Raw genomic sequence first — 17,583 nt, 5'->3', positions numbered from 1 at the left:
AAAGCTCTGAGGTTTTTTGGTTAAATATAAAATCGAAAAAAAACTCTTTTTTAGAACATTCCGCCGCTTCCTTGCGTTTCGTTGGCGTCACGTTGTTTGCGCTGCATTGCTTTATTTTTACCACCACCAAACATGTAGTTGAAACCAACATAGAAGGTTTGACTTTCCCAGTAGAAAGCTCCATATTGTCTGTAAGGAATGTTACCGTCGAATGCAAAACGCATGTTTTCAAAAACGTCATTGTAACGTGCTGTAATGGTTCCTTTTCCTTTTAGAATGTTGTAAGTAGTTCCGATATCCATTTTGTACATCGATTTTCTTTCGAACTGCAAGCTCAAATCGCGACCTCTGTACATTCCGAATAATTGGAAACGTAAATTTTTAGTTGCGGTGAAAGTATTGTTCAGTCTGGCGTTAAAAGTGGTAACATCTACTTCTGCATTTTCCAAATCGCCGGTTGTGGCATTTTGCACAGCACCTCTAACGGTTTTAAAATAAGCATCTGCACTTGCATTTACGGCCCACCATTTTGTGAATTTTAAGTTAGCAGAAGTTTCCACTCCGTATGCATTGTTGTCGTCGAAGTTGTCAAACGAAAGAATTTTTCTGTTGTTTGATGCGTCATTCGGATCATTATACACTACCCTTGAAATCTCATCACTAATTCGTCTATAAAATACCCCGGAAGTAATAGAACCTAGCTTTGTGTTTCGGGTGTAATTCACTTCAAACGAATTGGTGAATTGCGGCTCTAAAGAAGGATTACCTCTTGATTCCATCAACGGAGTGGTCCATTCACGAATCGGGCTGATTTGTCCGATGCTTGGGCGATCCACTCTTCTCGAATAATTAAAGTTGAAGGAGTTTTTCTCATTCACCGTATACGTAACAAAAGCAGAAGGATATACTGTGAAAATATTATCCGTTACTTTATCTTTAAGACTTTCCGAAGAAGTTTGAGGTACTAAATTTGACTGAAAACGATTTTCATTTCTTTCAAAATCACCCGTAATGTCATAATATTCAACACGTAAACCAATTTGAGAACTCCATTTGCTGCTCCATTCTGTTCCGAAATTTGCATAAACGGAACTTATTGTTCTGTTGAACTTAAAGTTGTAATCCGAATCGTTTGAAAAGGTATATGGTGTGGTGTATTCGTTACCGTCAACGGTTGCGATAAAATCATTTTTGGTAGTTTGAATTCTGCTTTCAGCACCCAATTCCAATTTGGTTTTTTCAGTTAACGGGTTTACATAATCGATATTAATCTGTGTGTAATCCGTTACACCATCTACAAGGTTTAACGTTGTGTCGTCCATGAACAGATCACCGTCTGATTCAATGCTCGAGTTGTTGTAATTGGTGTTCTCGTTGTTTTTTGTTTTGGAATAATTCGCCTGAAATTCTAAAGTTTCGCCTTTTTTGGTGAAATCATGTTTGAAAACTAAATCATAAGTTTGATTTTTATTTTCGTTTTCATTGATGAACAATTGATGGTTGTCATTATTCGCAGCACCGGAATAATCTATAGTGGTTTTACCAAATCCGTCACTATGGGTAAGGTTCTGATTTGTATATACCGATAACGTATTGCGATCATTAATGTAATAATCCATTCCTAATTTTAACAAATGCGAGTTGTTAAGGTTGCGAAATTCAAAATTTTGTTGGTTTTCACGTCCTGGATTAGAACTGTTTACATAACCATGATTAGCATTAATTCCATGATTGTAACCATAATTGGTGTAGAAATTTACCTTTCCTACTTTATAATTCAGGTTCAAAGCCGAATTGGTTTTCGGTGTGATTCCGAAAGTAACACCAGTATTGATTGTTCCGTTGAAACCAGTATTGGCATTCTTGTGTAAAATGATGTTGATAATCCCGCTCATTCCTTCCGGATTGTATTTTGCCGAAGGATTGGTAATCAATTCGATTTGTTTGATCGAGGAAGACGGAATCTGCTGCAAAAGTTGCGCTGCATCAATGTTGGATGGCTTTCCGTCAATAAGAACGCGTACATTCGAATTTCCTCTTAAACTTAATTCCTTAGTTTGCGGATCAATGCTTACCGTTGGAACATTGTTTAATATTTCCGAAGCCGTGGTTCCCGACGCTACTAAATCTTTCCCGACATTAACCACTTTACGGTCAATTTTTTGTACCATGCTAGAACGTTCCGCAACTACTTCTACACCTTCTAATTGTGTAGCTTCTGATTCAATGGCAATTGTACCTACGTTAACAGATTTATCTCCGGCAGTTAAAGTTATTTCTTTAGAATAGGGTTTGTATCCAATAAATTGAATTTCAAGCTTGTAGCTTTTTAATTCTAGATTTTTTATGTCGAAATTTCCATTTTCCTGAGAAATGGCTCCAGTGATAACTTTTTCTCCCTCTTTGATGGAAACAGAGGCATACCCTATAGGTTCTTTAGTGGTTTTATCGATAATCTTTCCTGAAATGCTTCCCGGATTCCCAGAAGAGGTCATTTGGCCTTGTGCATATAACGACCCAATGGAAGCTAATAAGCACACAAATAAAAGTTTTAATTTCATTTTGTTTGTTTTGATTGATGGATTTGTATTACAAAAGTAGCTTTATTCCAAACTAATGTGCAATGCAAGGTACTTTTTTATACAAAATTTAACAATTTATTATTAAAAGTTTGAGGTAGTTATATAGACTATAAAGATGATTATTTGTTACACTTTTTTCTGCAAAAAATCTTCAATTGTAAATTATAATCGATAAACGGCTGATTTTCAGTTTTTAAATTTCTGATTTTCTAATTTTCAATTTCTCCAATTAAACGTATCTTTGCACCCTTAAAAAATTACAGTTTATGATACTTCAACAAATTCTTACGGGAAAAATCCAGAAAGCAGTTCAGGATTTATTTGATGTTACACTCGATAAAGTGGAATTTCAGGCAACCCGTCGGGAATTTGAAGGCGACATAACCGTAGTGATTTTTCCGCTTTTAAAGTTGGTAAAAAGCAATCCGGTGGAATTGGGAAATAAAATTGGGAACTATTTGGTACAGAATGTTTCGGAAGTTGAGCGTTTTAACGTCGTTTCGGGCTTTTTGAACATCGTAATTTCCGATGCGTATTACTTAAATTTCTTCAACGGAATCAGAACTGCCGAAACCTTTGGATTTGCAACGCCAAAAGAAGGTGACAAAGCCGTTATGGTGGAATATTCTTCACCAAATACTAATAAACCGTTGCACTTAGGACACGTCAGAAATAACTTACTTGGGTATTCCGTGGCGGAAATTTTAAAAGCATCCGGTAAAAAAGTATACAAAACCCAAATCATCAACGATCGAGGGATTCACATCTGTAAATCGATGTTGGCCTGGCAGAAATTCGGAAACGGGGAAACACCTGCAACTTCCGGATTAAAAGGCGATAAGTTGGTTGGGAAATATTATGTAGAGTTTGATAAAGCTTACAAAACGCAAATCAACGAATTAATCGCGCAAGGCAAATCGGAAGAAGAAGCTAAAAAACAAGCGCCAATCATTTTGGAAGCACAACAAATGCTTTTAGATTGGGAAGCCGGAAAACCTGAAGTTATCGAACTTTGGAAAACCATGAACCAATGGGTTTACGACGGTTTCGGTACGACTTACAAAAACCTAGGTGTAGATTTCGATTCCTACTATTACGAAAGCAATACCTATTTGTTAGGAAAAGAAGTGGTGCAATTCGGTTTGGAGAAAGGCATTTTCGAAAAAGATCCGGACGGTTCCGTTTGGATTGACTTGACCGCGGAAGGTTTAGACCGTAAAATTGTATTGCGTTCGGATGGAACAGCGGTTTACATGACCCAAGATATCGGAACGGCGATTCAACGTGTAAAAGACAATCCGGATGTGGGCGGAATGGTGTACACGGTTGGAAATGAGCAGGATTACCATTTTAAAGTGCTATTCTTAATTCTGAAAAAACTTGGTTTTGATTGGGCAGAAGATTTATATCACCTGTCTTACGGAATGGTGGAATTGCCATCCGGGAAAATGAAATCCCGCGAAGGAACAGTAGTAGATGCCGATGATTTAATGGAAGAAATGACTACAACCGCACAATCGATTTCCGAAGAATTAGGAAAGTTAGACGGTTATTCCGATGCGGAAAAAGCGGAATTATACAATGTAATCGGTTTAGGCGCGTTAAAATATTTCATGCTGAAAGTTGATCCGAAGAAAAACATGATGTTCAACCCTGAGGAATCTGTAGATTTTGCCGGAAACACAGGTCCGTTCATTCAGTATACGTATGCGAGAATCCAGTCAATTTTACGCAAAACCGATTTCGATTTAAACAAAGAGGTAATCGTTGAATTCCACGAAAAAGAAAAAGAATTACTGAAACAAGTAGAATTGTTCCCAAGTGTAATTCAGGATGCGGCGAAAAATCACAGTCCTGCTTTGGTGGCTAACTATACATATGATTTGGTGAAAGAATACAACTCGTTTTACCAATCCGTTTCGATTTTAGGCGAAGAAGATGAAAACAAAAAAATCTTCCGCGTACAGTTGTCGAAAAAAGTAGGCGAAGTAATTAAATCAGCTTTTGGATTATTGGGAATCAATGTTCCTGAGAGAATGTAAATTAATATAAGTTATGGATTATTGGCTCAGTATAAACTCATAATTCATAATTCATAATTCATAATTTAATAAGTGAATCAAAATAAATCCTATTTTTTACAATCGTTTGCCATTTTTGCCCTTTCCATAGCGGCATTTTTGGTGTTCAAATCGTTTTTACCGAAGAAAATTTTCTCTGAAAACACTGCCAATTCCAAAAATGTGGTTATTGACAGTTTGCTTTTGGAAGCGATTGAAGAGGAGAATTCTGCAGAAGAGGGCGACACCTTATCCAATCAACCGATTAGTTTTACGGCTGTAGACGGTATTACGTTTCCGGATGAAACCTATTCGGATTATAAAGGATTCCAGCATTTGGTTCAGTTTTATGAGAAATTGTATCAGTTGGAAACGACGCATCAGGGTAATGTCCGTATCGCTTATTTTGGGGATTCCATGACCGATGGCGACATGATTGTGCAGGATTTCAGAACCAATTTTCAGAATCAGTTTGGAGGTCAGGGTGTTGGTTTTGTGAATATTACTTCCGAATCGGCGGCTTCGCGTAATTCTATCAAACACGAATTTTCAGGGAACTGGAAAACACAATCGTACTTAAATGTCAAGAAGCCAAGAAGTCCATTCGGCGTAAACGGTCACGTATTTTTTGCTAACGATACTGCCAATGTGGAATGGGTAAAATACAAAGCCAGCAAGCTGAAAAACCTAACGGACTTAAACAATCCTACGCTTTTCTATGGAAAATCATCCAACAAATCGGGTAAAATTGCCTTGAAAGTTGGAAATGATACGATTTACAAAAAGCTGACACCAAATAAATTAGTCAATACCTTAGTAATCGGAAACACGACTAAAAACTTAAAAGTCGATTTCGTAAAAGCCGATTCCATTCCAATTTACGGAATGAATTTCGACGACGGAAAAGGGGTTCATGTGGATAATTTTTCCAACCGAGGGAATTCCGGACTACCGATTTCAACGTTCAATACCGAAGTCATGCGCCAGTTTCAGGATAAATTGGGTTATGATTTAATCGTGTTACATTACGGAACAAACGTGCTGAATTACGGTTCGCTAAACTATTCCTGGTACGAAAAACGCATGAAACGTGTGGTAAGTCATCTGAAAGAATGTTTTCCAGGCGTTGCGATTCTTATTATTTCCACCGCCGATAAATCCACAAAATACGATTTGGAAATGAAAACGGATTCGGCAGTGGTACCGTTAACACAAGCGCAGAAAAAATATGCCGTGCAAGCGGAAGCGGGTTACGTGAATTTATACACGCTGATGGGCGGCGACGGTTCGATGGTAAAATGGGTGGAAGAAGCACCGGCATCGGCCAATAAAGATTATACGCATTTCAATTTCAGGGGAGCCAAACGTATTTCTTCTTTGATTTACAATCAAATATACGACGGTTACGAGCAGTTTAAAAAATTGCGCGCCACCCGAAAAGTGGCCAAACCTGCGGTGAAGAAAGATTCGGTAACCGTAAAAAAAGACAGCGTTGATGTGGAATAAGTTTTTCATAGCATTTTTTGGGATACTTTTTTCAGTGTCGGTTTCTGCTCAAGTGGTGGATTCTACTACGGTGGATGTCGATACCTTGGGCATGGAAGAGAAGGTAAACTATGGGGAAAATGCGATTTCCAACACAAAATCCTTAGAGAAATTCTTCGAGAAGTTGTATTTGCTTGAAACTGCTAAATCGGGAAAAGTGCGAGTGGTTCACATTGGTGATTCGCATATACAGGCCGATTTGTTCACGGGAGTCATCCGGAAAAACCTTCAGGATACATTCGGGAACGGTGGTTTGGGATTTTCCTTTCCGCATAATTTAGCCAGAACGAATGGCAGTCATTTCATTCGCTATTCTTCCAATGAATCGTGGAACAACCATCGTATTACAAAAGAGAAAAACGGCAGCCCAATTGGTTTAAGCGGTATTTCGTTAACCACAAGAGCTAAAGATTTTGCGGTGGAAATCAACGTAAAAGACAACGCTTATCAGTTCAATACCCTGAAAATTGTTTCACCGGGCAACCAGGACATGTTTGAAGTGGCGACGGCAAAAAAGACAATCACCTTAGAATCAAATGTGCCAAAACGCATTACTCATAAAATCAAAAACGGGGAAGCCATTTCCATTATTGCTGATAAATACAATATTTCGACAGCCGAACTGAAACGGTACAATGGCCTGAAATCGGATAAGATCAGAGCCGGAAAAACGCTGAAAATCCCAACCAATGAAATGCAGAAGCGCAGTGTAAAGCGTTCGGAATTCATTCCGCTTTCGCTGACAGAAGAGACAACTGCGCATTCGTTTTATTCGGAAATCCCGATGGATAAAATCTACCTGATTCCCAACAAATCGGCTTCCAATTTCGCCTTAAACGGATTGATTTTTGAAAAGAACGAGCCGGGCATTACGTATAGCGCTATCGGTGTGAACGGTGCCAAAGCTTCCGATTACAATAAATATCCGTTGTTTTTCGAGCAAACGCAGGCACTGCAAGCCGATTTGTTTATTGTATCTTTAGGAACCAACGAAACCTTTGATAAAATGCCGTCATCCGATTATATGACGCAACTCAATACGTTTATTGCCAACATTAAATCGAAGAATCCTAATGCGGAAGTGTTAGTGATGTCTACGCCGCCGTCGTTGTTGTACCGTCGTTCGCTGAATCGTTTTGCCGATGCTTATGCGCGTGATGTCAACGCACAGGCTACCGTAGTGAATCACGCCTCCTGGGATTTGTTTGCCATCATGGGTGGCATGTACGGTGTGAACCGTAATTACAGACAAGGATTGATGTCGGGTGATAAAGTCCATTATACCAAATCAGGATATGAGAAGCAAGGACAGCTTTTCAGTCAAGCCCTTTTAAACGCCTACGAAAATTTTAAAGTAACGAAGAAGAATTAATATGCAGGATTGGTTTACCCAAAATATAGCCTCATTGTTTAACGATATTACCGCAGAAACGGTTCAGAATTGGTTTGTTTTCAATCCAAAAGAACCGATTTTATTCAATACCGCCTTGTTTTTAGGCTTGTTTCTGGTTTTTTACAGTTTTTACATAGCACTGAAAAACACGTTTTACCCGCGTTTGGTGTACGTGATTTTGTTTTCACTGTTCTTCTACTACAAATCGAGCGGGATTTTCTTTTTACTGTTACTAGGTTCATCCATAGTCGATTATAATTTAGGAAATCTGGTGCATCGTACGCAAAGTGTACTGAATAAGAAATTGTGTCTGGCGTTTAGTGTCGTGCTGAATTTAGGGTTTTTAGGCTATTTCAAGTACACGAATTTTGTTATTGATACGTATAACAGTGTTTCAGGTTCGGATTTTGCCTTTCAGAAGATTATACTTCCGGTAGGGATTTCGTTCTACACCTTTCAATCCATCAGTTACATTATCGAGATTTACAGAAAAGAGATCGAGCCGACCAAAAACTACGTGGATTATTTGTTCTTCGTGTCGTTTTTCCCGCAGTTGGTAGCTGGTCCGATTGTTCGTGCCAAGGATTTCCTGCCGCAGATTTATCAAAAATTAAACGTAACCAAAGACGATATCAACCGCGCCTTTTTATTAATTATCGGCGGATTGATTAAGAAAACCGTGATTTCCGATTATGTTTCCATCAACTTCGTAGACCGCGTTTTTGATGCACCTTCAAGTTATACCGCTTTCGAGAATTTAATGGCTTCGTATGGGTATGCGATTCAGATTTACTGCGACTTTTCGGGATATTCCGATATGGCGATTGGAGTAGCGCTGTTGCTTGGTTTTAAATTGCCAACAAACTTCCGTACTCCGTATCAGTCTGCTTCGATTACGGAATTTTGGAGAAGGTGGCACATTTCTTTATCGACTTGGTTGAAAGACTTCTTATACATTTCGGTAGGAGGAAACCGTAACGGAACTTTTGCTGGATTTTTATTCCCGGCCTTGTTTTTCTTCGGCTTGATTGTTTGGGGAATTACTTATGCTCCAACGAGTAATATTCCTTTGATTATTGCTGTAGGATCCACAGTTGTTTTTGCGTTGACGTTTTTATTGTCAAAGGAAAAAGAACGCACGATGTTTACCAATGTCAACTTAATGACTACCATGTTGTTGGGCGGTTTATGGCACGGCGCGAGTTTGCGTTTCATTATTTGGGGGGCATTGCATGGTTTGGCCTTGGCGGTTCATAAAATTTTTATGGAATTTTTTCCTCCGAAGAAAGATAGTAAACCGACGTTCTTTGGTGGAATCTGGACGGTTTTGTCGGTAATCCTGACGTTTCATTTCGTGGCATTCTGTTGGATTTTCTTCCGTGCCAAAGATTTTGATACAGCGTTACAGGTGATTAACAACATCGGGAATGTTACTTTTGATGTACAGCAATGGATGATTATTGGGGAAGGATACAAAAATGTTTTTCTTCTGATGGGTATTGGATTTGCGTGGCATTTTCTTCCGGAAAAATTGGTTGAAGGCACGCAATCTGTCTTCAAAGCCTTGCCAATTATAGGAAAAGCAATTATTTTAGGGTTGGTGTATTGGTTGGTTTATGCCATGGCTTCTGCAGGACCACAACCATTCATTTATTTTCAATTTTAATTTTAATAAAATATTAAGTTTTCAAAAATTATCATAATTCATTTTTTTTTCTACATTTGAATCAATGAAATTTTTGACAACTATAATTGCATCATATTTTATACTTCTAATAGGAGTGCCAACTGTGCGTGTTTTGAAATCACATGTTTCGAAGCAGTGTATGGTTATGGCTCAGGAAGGATGTTGTCAGGGAGATGATATGCCGGATAGCTGTCAGAAAGAGAAATGTGTGCTGAATTTAAATTTTTCAGCAGGACAGTTTATCGTTCAGCAGATTCAGGATGTTAGCTTTCCCGGGGTTTTTGAAAAGGTAAAAAAACAGAATTTAGTATATGAGAAAAATTTAATTCCTCATTTTTACAATTCGTTTTGGCATCCACCGGAAATTCAGAATTCTTAAATGGAAATCATCAATCAGAAACAGTCAAAAAATAAAGATATAAACTAAATAAATTTTAAAAAGATGAAAAATATCGTAGCAATTTTAGCAGTAGCATTATTTACAGTATCAATGAACGTAACTGCTCAGGAGAAAAAAACGGCAGGTCCTGCTAAAAAAGAAGCAACTACTAAAAAAGAAGCTTGCACTAAAGAAGAGAAGAAAGCTTGTGCAACAGGTGAGAAAAAAGCTTGTTGTGCTGCTAAGAAAGCATAATTTCTTTCTAATGATTTTAAGACGCCCCATTTTCGGGGCGTTTTTTGTTTAGCAAAAGAAAAACGGTTTAGGTTATCTATTCCTTTTTTGTTAAATTTACAGTAGTGTTTAAAATATAAACAGATATGAGAAAAGCATCAATTTTTGGACTTGTTTTTTTGTTGGGAATAAGTCTAGGTTGTTCCAGTAACGATGACGACGGAGGTTCAGTGTCAAATAACAGTCAGACAATAACTGCTGTACGGAACATTGTTTCGACTGGGACATGGAGAATTACCTATTTTTATGATTCCGATACTGATGAAACATCTAACTTCTCAGGCTTTAATTTTACGTTTGGAAGTAATAATGTGCTGACCGCAGACGATGATTTTGATACTTATACCGGAACATGGTCGATAACAGACAGTAACAGTAATGACGATAGTCCGAGTGATGTTGACTTTAATATTGGGTATACGACACCTCCTTCATTTGTGGATTTAACGGATGACTGGGAAATTTTGGAGTATACCAATACCAAAATCAGATTAAGGGATGTCAGCGGTGGCGGTGGCGGTACCGATTATTTGACATTTGAAAAAAATTAACTACAATAGCAGAAATTATATGGCCAGTCTTCGGACTGGTTTTTTATTAAGGATTATCTAAAACTTTGCGACTCTGCTACTTTGAACCTTTACGACTTTATATTATCTTTGCACCTCATTAAACAAAAACGATCATGTTTGATAATTTAAGCGATAAACTCGACAAAGCCTTCCATATATTAAAAGGTCACGGAAAAATTACCGAAGTAAACGTAGCCGATACCTTAAAAGAAGTACGTCGCGCCTTATTGGACGCCGATGTTAACTTCAAGATTGCCAAAGATTTTACCACACGAGTAAAAGAAAAAGCAATTGGTGAAGATGTATTGACAACGCTACAGCCAGGTCAATTAATGGTGAAAATCGTTAAAGACGAATTAACCGAATTAATGGGTGGTGATGCAACCGGTGTAAATCTTTCCGGAAACCCATCAATTATTTTAATGTCTGGTTTGCAAGGTTCGGGTAAAACAACTTTTTCGGGTAAATTAGCGAACTTCCTAAAAACCAAGAAGAACAAAAAGCCATTATTGGTGGCTTGTGATATCTACCGTCCAGCGGCGATTAATCAGTTGCATGTGGTTGGAGATCAGATCGGTGTGGAAGTGTATTCTGAACCGGATAATAAGAATGCCGTTTCCATTGCTGAAAACGCTATCAAACATGCTAAAGCTAACGGTTTTAATGTTGTAATTGTCGATACAGCGGGTCGTTTAGCAGTAGATGAGGAGATGATGACTGAAATTGCAAACGTTCACAAAGCAATTCAGCCTCAGGAAACCTTATTCGTAGTGGATTCCATGACAGGTCAGGATGCGGTGAATACTGCAAAAGCGTTTAATGATCGATTAAATTTTGACGGTGTTGTATTGACCAAATTAGATGGTGATACACGTGGAGGAGCTGCAATTTCGATCAAATCTGTGGTTGATAAACCGATTAAGTTTATTGGTACGGGTGAGAAAATGGAAGCGATTGATGTTTTCTATCCGTCACGTATGGCAGAACGTATCCTTGGGATGGGAGATGTAGTTTCCTTAGTAGAAAGAGCACAGGAGCAGTATGACGAAGAAGAGGCGCGTAAATTGCAGAAGAAAATCGCGAAAAACGAATTCGGATTCGACGATTTCTTAACGCAAATCCAACAGGTAAAGAAAATGGGTAACATGAAAGATCTTGTCGGGATGATTCCTGGAGCCGGAAAAGCGTTAAAAGATGTTGAAATTGAAGATGATGCCTTCAAACATATCGAAGCGATTATTCACTCCATGACGCCAGATGAGCGATCAAAACCATCCATTTTAGATGCGAAACGTAAAACGCGTATTGCTAAGGGTTCGGGTACAAATATTCAACAGGTAAATCAGTTGCTGAAACAATTCGATCAAATGAGTAAGATGATGAAGATGATGCAGGGCGCAGGTGGTAAAAACCTAATGCGAATGATGGGCGGAATGAAAGGAATGAGATAATATAAAGACGCGAACAATCGCGTCTTCTTTTTTATAGAAACACACACAAACAACAAAAAGAATGCAACTACTAGACGGAAAAAAAACAGCGGAAGACATTAAAATTGAAATTGCAGCCGAGGTTCAGAAAATGAAGGACAAAGGTGAAAAAGTGCCACATTTGGCAGCTATCATTGTAGGGAACGACGGTGCAAGTTTAACATATGTTGGCAGTAAAGTGAAAGCTTGTGAGCGTGTTGGCTTTGAATCGACATTGGTGAAAATGCCAAGTACCACTTCGGAAACAGAATTGCTGAGAAAAATCAAGGAACTGAACGAAGATGATAATATTGATGGTTTTATTGTTCAGTTGCCATTGCCAGATCAGATTGACGAACAAAAAGTACTGATGGCAATTTGTCCGAGTAAAGACGTAGATGGTTTCCATCCTGAAAATTTCGGAAAAATGGCTTTGGATATGAGTACGTTCATTCCGGCAACGCCTTTCGGTATTTTAGAATTATTGGAGCGATATAATGTAGATACTGCCGGGAAGCATACAGTGGTAATCGGAAGAAGTCATATTGTTGGTCGTCCGATGAGTATTTTAATGGGCCGTAAAGGATTCCCAGGAAATTCAACCGTTACCTTAACACACAGTCACACGAAAAATATTACACAAATTACATCTCAGGCTGATATTATCATCACCGCTTTAGGGGTTCCGAATTATCTGAAAGCCGAAATGGTGAAAGACGATGTGGTAGTAATTGACGTAGGAATCACCCGTGTTGCAGACGAAACGAATCCAAAAGGTTATGTAATTACCGGGGATGTGGATTTTGAAAATGTAAGTAAAAAAGCATCGTTTATAACGCCGGTTCCAGGAGGAGTTGGCCCGATGACTATTGCAATGCTAATGAAAAACACATTGTTGGCAAGAGAACAAAAAATGGCAAAATAAATGCAGATTCTTCACGCGGATAAAAGTCAGCTTCATATAATCAGAGATTTAGCCTATAAGATCTGGCCGGATGCTTATGGTGAAATTCTTTCGGAAGCCCAATTGGATTACATGTTGGAAAATTTCTATGCTATTCCTGCTTTGGAGGCGCAGCTGGATAATCATCATGTTTTTTTATTAGCGGAAAATCAAGGTGTTTTTTACGGATTTGCTTCGTATGAAATTAATTGCAAAAATTCGGGTAAGACTAAGTTGCATAAAATTTATGTTTCATCGGAATCACAAGGAAAAGGTGTAGGAAAGCTGTTGCTTTCGGAGGTTGAAAAAGCGGCGAAAAAAGCTGGTAATACGCATCTTTTTTTAAATGTAAACCGATACAACATCGCCCAGGAGTTTTACAAGCACAATGGCTTTGAAATCGTTCATGAAGAAGATATCGATATTGGTCTTGGCTATCTGATGGAAGATTATGTCATGGAAAAAACAATATAAAAAAACCGGAATCTTTTGATTCCGGTTTTTTTATTATTCACCTAAGTAAATAAATACATTGGTGACGATGTGTTTGGGCGTTCCGTTGATAGGAGTGTCTGAGCCTCCTGAGGGAACACTTACGGTATGCGAATGACTACCGCTGTTAGCCGATGCATGCAAATTGGCAGGAACGGTGTCGTTAGTGCCTACGGTTTCACTAATCAATGGAACAAGGGGAAGTACATTGGTAGCTAAGCCGAGTGTTTTGACACCGTTATAAGCATCGGTATATTGATGACTGTGATTTCCGTTGGACGTTGTAGTGGCTGTATAGCTAATATTTGGAAGATTAGCCTGTGTTAGCACAATACTGTTGGCGCCTGCAGTTGAAGTGACAGTTTCCAAACCATTAGTGGTTTTGATGAACTTATCATTCATGTTCGGTAAATTAACTCCAATTCCTACTGCATTTGCGTTGTATTGAGCAATGGGATTTAAAGTAGAAACATTTCTGCCATTCAATAAGAACCAGCCTTTATGATCGGAGCCTTCCAGAGAATGTTTTATATCACCAATCATTAAGGTATTTGGACCCATCAGGTTCCATTTTGTACCATCATTATAATATATCCCTTCACTTACTGAAGTTGGTGTAATTGCAACAGTGTTGGTTGTATTATACGTTGTCATTCCTTCCACATGATTTGTCAGCGGAGATGGGTTGTCTGTACTTATTAACTCCAAACGTGTTAGCAGAACACCTTTTTTAAGACTGTAAATGTCTAATGCAGCATCAGCGTCCGGGTTGGTTATATCTATTCCAACATTTTGAGCAATGGAAGAGACTGAAAAAAGGATGAATAAGTATATAGCGGTTTTTTTCATATCAAAATCAATTAGGTTATTAGATCATTTGCATAAATGTTATTTTCCAAGATAAACAAAAGTATTGGTAACCATGTGTGAGACTTTGTCCAAAGGGGCAGCACTTCCACCTGTATTTACTGTGGCTGTGTGATTGTGATTTCCGTTAGATGAGGTGTTGGAAACAGTTGTTGAAACCGTATCGGAACCCACATCGTTATTGAGAATGTTTAAAACTACGCCGCTGAGTATTCCTAGTAAACCGGTCACTAAATTTAAGCTTTCCGGGGTACCGTGATATTTGTCATCATGATTGTGGTTGTGATCTCCAGTGCTATTGGTTGAACCGGTAAATGTAACATTTGGTAAATTAGTTTGGGATAAATTAACCGTATTGTTCCCTCCGGTATCCATTAAGGATTCCAATGCAGATTTACCTTTTAGGATTCGATCTCTGGCATCGGGAATTTGGGTGGTAAATCCGATAGTGGAGGCATTTGTTTGCGCTTTTGTCGGAAGCAAATTTGTGTTACGGCCATCCAACAAATACCATCCGTTGTGATCCTCAGTTAAAAGACTGTGTTTAATATCGCCTATTTGAGTTGTAAGAGGTTCTAATCGGATCCATTCCGTCCCATTATTGTAATAAAATCCTTTATAAACAGCTTGATCTCCAACTCCTGATGGTGTGATGTTGTAAACAATCATACCAGCAACATGCTGTGATAATGGGGAGGCATTGTTTGTGGCAGTAAGTGCTACTCGGGTTATCAGAACACCTTTCGTTTCGCTTTTTATATCCAGAACAGAATTTTCATTCGGTGTGTCCGTTCCAATTCCTACTTGTGAGTAAAGAGTTGTTGATATAAACAATATAAATAGCAGCGTAATTTTTCTAGTCATAGTACTCGTTTTTTGATTAATAACCCAAGTAAATAAAAATGTTTGTTGCCAAGTAGTTCGGTGTTCTGTCGACAGGAGTGTTTAAGCCGCCTGAATTAAAACTTACCGAATGGGAATGATTTCCAGAATTTTGAGAGGTTCGGGAAGCAGTTGTTGTTGTTTCCTTAGCGACATTTGCAATTTGAAAAAGAGTCAGAAGAGTCGTGGAAAGTAGTCCAATATTTTCTGAACCGATAAAACTGTCCAGATTATGGTTGTGATTTCCTCCTGAATTTGTTGTACCTGTAAAGTTAATGTTTGGAAGGTTGCTTTGAGTAATTGTAAAAGTATGGCTTCCAGCAGTGTCTCCCAAAGATTCAGAACCGGTCTTGGCTTTTAAAAACCGATCGGCAGCGTCTGGAAGGTTTGACGACAAACCAATTGTCCCTGCATTAGCTTGTGCAAGTGCGGGCAATGAACTTACAGTTCTTCCATCAAGTAAATACCAGCCGTTGTGATCGGCATTGGAAAAACTGTGTTTTAATTCTCCTATTTTTACGGTATTGGGGTTTAGTCGTATCCAAGACGTTCCGTCGTTGTAGTATAAACCCGGGTAAACCGTATTGATTCCGGCGCCATTTTGTGCCGTGTTGAATACAATCATGCCTGAGACATGTGCGTCCATGGGATTTGGTTGGTTTATTCCTTGAAGTGGGACTCTCGGTAGTAAAATTCCTTTGTCTGTGCTTACAACCTCGATGATTGCATCTTCATTCGGGGTAGGCGTTCCAACACCAACCTGTGCGTACAGGCTGCTGCAAAAAAATAAGAGTAGAAGTTTTCGCATAAATTAAGGTTTTTATTGTTAAATAATTTAGATAATAAAGCATCATATTTTTATTATCTGTGAGCAATACGGAAAGAACGTGAAGTCGCTAAACTTTAAAATAATTCCTTAATCTCAATTTTTAATACTTTACAAATTTTGTTCAGAGTCGTTACAGTAGTGTTAATCTCACCTCTTTCAATTCTTCCGATTTGATTTCTCGGTACAGAAGCTTCAAATGATAAGACTTCCTGGGACATACTTTGATTTCGTCTCAGTTCTCTGATTTTTGTTCCTATTGCTTTAATAAGAGTTGTGTTTTCATTTTCTAACATGGTATAAAATTGCTTTTTTATTCCGATCATAAAAAACACATATTAGTGTCTTTTGCCGTTTTGTTTTTTAAAATTGCTGAAAACTGAAAACCGTAATCGTGTTTTTTACGTAACTAACTTGGGGATGTCTGTTCGATTTTCAACGGATACAAAAAATAGCTTAATAGATGAACGTGAAAATGATTGTTTTATAAATTTAAAAGAAAATGACCTATTATCATGATGTTGGAAAATTCTCATAAAACCATTGGTACGTAAGGTTTTATGTATTTTTTTTTTAATATCTAATTTTTTAGCCAACACTAAAACTATTTTTGCCATTTCATTTTCTGATATTGCCTTATTCTAAATTATTAATGATTATCATACAAATATTTTATCCCATATTGAGTTATTAATAGTTGATGACAGTATAATAACAGTAACTAAAAGAAAATTTGTTTCCAAAAGAAAATTTTACAGTTAACTTGAAAAAATAACGGGTAAAAACAGTTTGCTCCTTATGTGAAGTAGTTGCTGGTTTTAAAGAATAAAGAGAAGAAGCAGAATTATTCCCCAGTACGAACTTTAAACTCGATATTTCGAATTTGGTGGTATTGTGAGCTGTTGGTGCCAAAAACACTTTTGATGTATTGTTTTACTTCTTTTGCCGTTTGAATTAAACCGGATTCCGCATTATACAATGTTTGGTTTCTTTCTTGTAAGGCTTTGCTGTATAGTAAGTAGCTGTTTATTAAATTGTGATTCTGTGTGCGAAGATGATCTAGCTTCGTTTGAAGAGAATCAATTTTTAATTCCTGTTCGTTTGGGTTGTAGATGGTATTCTGTTTTAAAATTTCAGTAAGATTGGCAAAATGTTCAATCTTTCTGTCGTAGGATTGTTGGGAGCAGTAATTGGTTTCTGCAGTATTTTTCAAAACTACACCCTGAATTTTTTTGTTTACGGCTTTAGCATCTTCAAGAATAAGTTTGTTTACTCCGGAAACGGCAAAGGCATTAGTGATTTTGGTGCAAAAAGGTTTTAAATCTTCAAAGGCTTTCCGACGGTTGTTGGTGTGTATGTCGAAGTTTGTTTTCTGGGTTCGTACATCGTTTAATTTTTCAAGAGCGATGTGATACAATGTTTCCAGTTGCGCTATTTTTAGACGATTGTTGGAGGGATTGTAAATTTCTTCCAGGCTGTGACAGTATGAAATCAGACGTAAAAAATTCGCAACATTTTTAGCGTGCCCGGTTTCACTGGTAGTTTTGTTGGGCTGCTCTAAATTGTTGCCGAATTCGGAAGAGGAAGTCATT

16 protein-coding genes are annotated in these 17,583 nt (G+C 38.0%); 10 read left to right on the top strand and 6 right to left on the bottom strand.

Annotation, left to right across the window (positions count from 1 at the left end):
• Positions 1-50: 50 nt before the first annotated feature.
• The gene (locus ABGT15_RS08040) at positions 51-2,561 is read right to left on the bottom strand and encodes a TonB-dependent receptor domain-containing protein (RefSeq protein ID WP_367230912.1); all 2,511 of its coding nucleotides are present in this window, start codon (positions 2,559-2,561) and stop codon (positions 51-53) included.
• A 287-nt stretch (positions 2,562-2,848) separates the two neighbouring features.
• On the opposite strand from ABGT15_RS08040, the gene argS reads away from it, so the two are divergent.
• From argS to ABGT15_RS07990, 10 genes are all read left to right on the top strand, one after another.
• Positions 2,849-4,624: an arginine--tRNA ligase gene (gene argS / locus ABGT15_RS08035; protein WP_367230911.1), complete on the top strand. Its 1,776-nt coding sequence runs from the start codon at positions 2,849-2,851 to the stop codon at positions 4,622-4,624.
• Positions 4,625-4,696: 72 nt separating this feature from the next.
• Complete coding sequence (locus tag ABGT15_RS08030; RefSeq protein ID WP_367230910.1) at positions 4,697-6,148, top strand: hypothetical protein; 1,452 nt, start codon at positions 4,697-4,699, stop codon at positions 6,146-6,148.
• On the top strand, positions 6,138-7,559 hold the full coding sequence (locus ABGT15_RS08025; protein ID WP_367230909.1) for a GDSL-type esterase/lipase family protein: 1,422 nt from the start codon (positions 6,138-6,140) through the stop codon (positions 7,557-7,559). Before ABGT15_RS08030 ends, ABGT15_RS08025 begins: the two co-directional genes overlap by 11 nt.
• A gap of 1 nt (position 7,560) precedes the next feature.
• Positions 7,561-9,246 carry an MBOAT family O-acyltransferase gene (locus ABGT15_RS08020; protein WP_367230908.1) on the top strand — a complete coding sequence of 562 codons (1,686 nt, stop codon included), beginning with the start codon at positions 7,561-7,563 and terminating at the stop codon, positions 9,244-9,246.
• A 64-nt stretch (positions 9,247-9,310) separates the two neighbouring features.
• Complete coding sequence (locus tag ABGT15_RS08015; RefSeq protein ID WP_367230907.1) at positions 9,311-9,646, top strand: hypothetical protein; 336 nt, start codon at positions 9,311-9,313, stop codon at positions 9,644-9,646.
• Between the two features lie 63 nt (positions 9,647-9,709).
• Positions 9,710-9,901, top strand: a complete 192-nt coding sequence (locus ABGT15_RS08010) for a hypothetical protein (protein ID WP_367230906.1) — start codon at positions 9,710-9,712, stop codon at positions 9,899-9,901.
• Positions 9,902-10,026: 125 nt separating this feature from the next.
• Positions 10,027-10,491 carry a hypothetical protein gene (locus tag ABGT15_RS08005; protein WP_367230905.1) on the top strand — a complete coding sequence of 155 codons (465 nt, stop codon included), beginning with the start codon at positions 10,027-10,029 and terminating at the stop codon, positions 10,489-10,491.
• 134 nt (positions 10,492-10,625) lie between these two features.
• Positions 10,626-11,963, top strand: a complete 1,338-nt coding sequence (gene ffh / locus ABGT15_RS08000; RefSeq protein WP_367230904.1) for a signal recognition particle protein — start codon at positions 10,626-10,628, stop codon at positions 11,961-11,963.
• 61 nt (positions 11,964-12,024) lie between these two features.
• Positions 12,025-12,906: a bifunctional 5,10-methylenetetrahydrofolate dehydrogenase/5,10-methenyltetrahydrofolate cyclohydrolase gene (locus ABGT15_RS07995; RefSeq protein WP_367230903.1), complete on the top strand. Its 882-nt coding sequence runs from the start codon at positions 12,025-12,027 to the stop codon at positions 12,904-12,906.
• Positions 12,907-13,398 carry a GNAT family N-acetyltransferase gene (locus ABGT15_RS07990; RefSeq protein WP_367230902.1) on the top strand — a complete coding sequence of 164 codons (492 nt, stop codon included), beginning with the start codon at positions 12,907-12,909 and terminating at the stop codon, positions 13,396-13,398.
• Between the two features lie 33 nt (positions 13,399-13,431).
• On the opposite strand, the gene ABGT15_RS07985 is transcribed toward ABGT15_RS07990, so the two are convergent.
• The 5 genes from ABGT15_RS07985 to ABGT15_RS07965 all read right to left on the bottom strand — a co-directional run bounded on the left by ABGT15_RS07985 (position 13,432) and on the right by ABGT15_RS07965 (position 17,582).
• The gene (locus ABGT15_RS07985) at positions 13,432-14,265 is read right to left on the bottom strand and encodes a hypothetical protein (protein ID WP_367230901.1); all 834 of its coding nucleotides are present in this window, start codon (positions 14,263-14,265) and stop codon (positions 13,432-13,434) included.
• Between the two features lie 39 nt (positions 14,266-14,304).
• Positions 14,305-15,147, bottom strand: a complete 843-nt coding sequence (locus ABGT15_RS07980; RefSeq protein ID WP_367230900.1) for a hypothetical protein — start codon at positions 15,145-15,147, stop codon at positions 14,305-14,307.
• Between the two features lie 16 nt (positions 15,148-15,163).
• The gene (locus ABGT15_RS07975) at positions 15,164-15,973 is read right to left on the bottom strand and encodes a hypothetical protein (RefSeq protein WP_367230899.1); all 810 of its coding nucleotides are present in this window, start codon (positions 15,971-15,973) and stop codon (positions 15,164-15,166) included.
• Between the two features lie 95 nt (positions 15,974-16,068).
• Positions 16,069-16,317 (bottom strand): helix-turn-helix domain-containing protein, encoded by a 249-nt coding sequence (locus tag ABGT15_RS07970; protein ID WP_367230898.1) that lies wholly within the window; start codon positions 16,315-16,317, stop codon positions 16,069-16,071.
• Positions 16,318-16,835: 518 nt separating this feature from the next.
• Complete coding sequence (locus ABGT15_RS07965; protein ID WP_367230897.1) at positions 16,836-17,582, bottom strand: hypothetical protein; 747 nt, start codon at positions 17,580-17,582, stop codon at positions 16,836-16,838.
• Position 17,583 lies beyond the last annotated feature (1 nt).

Origin of the sequence: Flavobacterium enshiense (assembly GCF_040750275.1) — a bacterium.
GTDB lineage: Bacteria > Bacteroidota > Bacteroidia > Flavobacteriales > Flavobacteriaceae > Flavobacterium > Flavobacterium enshiense_B.
The sequence above is the reverse complement of the archived record's forward strand: the minus strand, read 5'-3'. Positions and strand labels throughout refer to the sequence as shown.

Excerpts from the sequence above, each read along its gene's own strand:
- ABGT15_RS08005 (WP_367230905.1), top strand. The coding sequence starts at position 10,027 with ATGAGAAAAGCATCAATTTTTGGACTTGTTTTTTTGTTGGGAATAAGT.
- ABGT15_RS07995 (WP_367230903.1), top strand. The coding sequence starts at position 12,025 with ATGCAACTACTAGACGGAAAAAAAACAGCGGAAGACATTAAAATTGAA.
- ABGT15_RS08020 (WP_367230908.1), top strand. The coding sequence starts at position 7,561 with ATGCAGGATTGGTTTACCCAAAATATAGCCTCATTGTTTAACGATATT.
- ABGT15_RS07970 (WP_367230898.1), bottom strand. The coding sequence starts at position 16,317 with ATGATCGGAATAAAAAAGCAATTTTATACCATGTTAGAAAATGAAAAC.
- ABGT15_RS08040 (WP_367230912.1), bottom strand. The coding sequence starts at position 2,561 with ATGAAATTAAAACTTTTATTTGTGTGCTTATTAGCTTCCATTGGGTCG.
- ABGT15_RS08025 (WP_367230909.1), top strand. The coding sequence starts at position 6,138 with ATGTGGAATAAGTTTTTCATAGCATTTTTTGGGATACTTTTTTCAGTG.
- ABGT15_RS07990 (WP_367230902.1), top strand. The coding sequence starts at position 12,907 with ATGCAGATTCTTCACGCGGATAAAAGTCAGCTTCATATAATCAGAGAT.
- ABGT15_RS07985 (WP_367230901.1), bottom strand. The coding sequence starts at position 14,265 with ATGAAAAAAACCGCTATATACTTATTCATCCTTTTTTCAGTCTCTTCC.
- ffh (WP_367230904.1), top strand. The coding sequence starts at position 10,626 with ATGTTTGATAATTTAAGCGATAAACTCGACAAAGCCTTCCATATATTA.
- ABGT15_RS08010 (WP_367230906.1), top strand. The coding sequence starts at position 9,710 with ATGAAAAATATCGTAGCAATTTTAGCAGTAGCATTATTTACAGTATCA.
- ABGT15_RS08015 (WP_367230907.1), top strand. The coding sequence starts at position 9,311 with ATGAAATTTTTGACAACTATAATTGCATCATATTTTATACTTCTAATA.
- ABGT15_RS07975 (WP_367230899.1), bottom strand. The coding sequence starts at position 15,973 with ATGCGAAAACTTCTACTCTTATTTTTTTGCAGCAGCCTGTACGCACAG.
- argS (WP_367230911.1), top strand. The coding sequence starts at position 2,849 with ATGATACTTCAACAAATTCTTACGGGAAAAATCCAGAAAGCAGTTCAG.
- ABGT15_RS07980 (WP_367230900.1), bottom strand. The coding sequence starts at position 15,147 with ATGACTAGAAAAATTACGCTGCTATTTATATTGTTTATATCAACAACT.
- ABGT15_RS07965 (WP_367230897.1), bottom strand. The coding sequence starts at position 17,582 with ATGACTTCCTCTTCCGAATTCGGCAACAATTTAGAGCAGCCCAACAAA.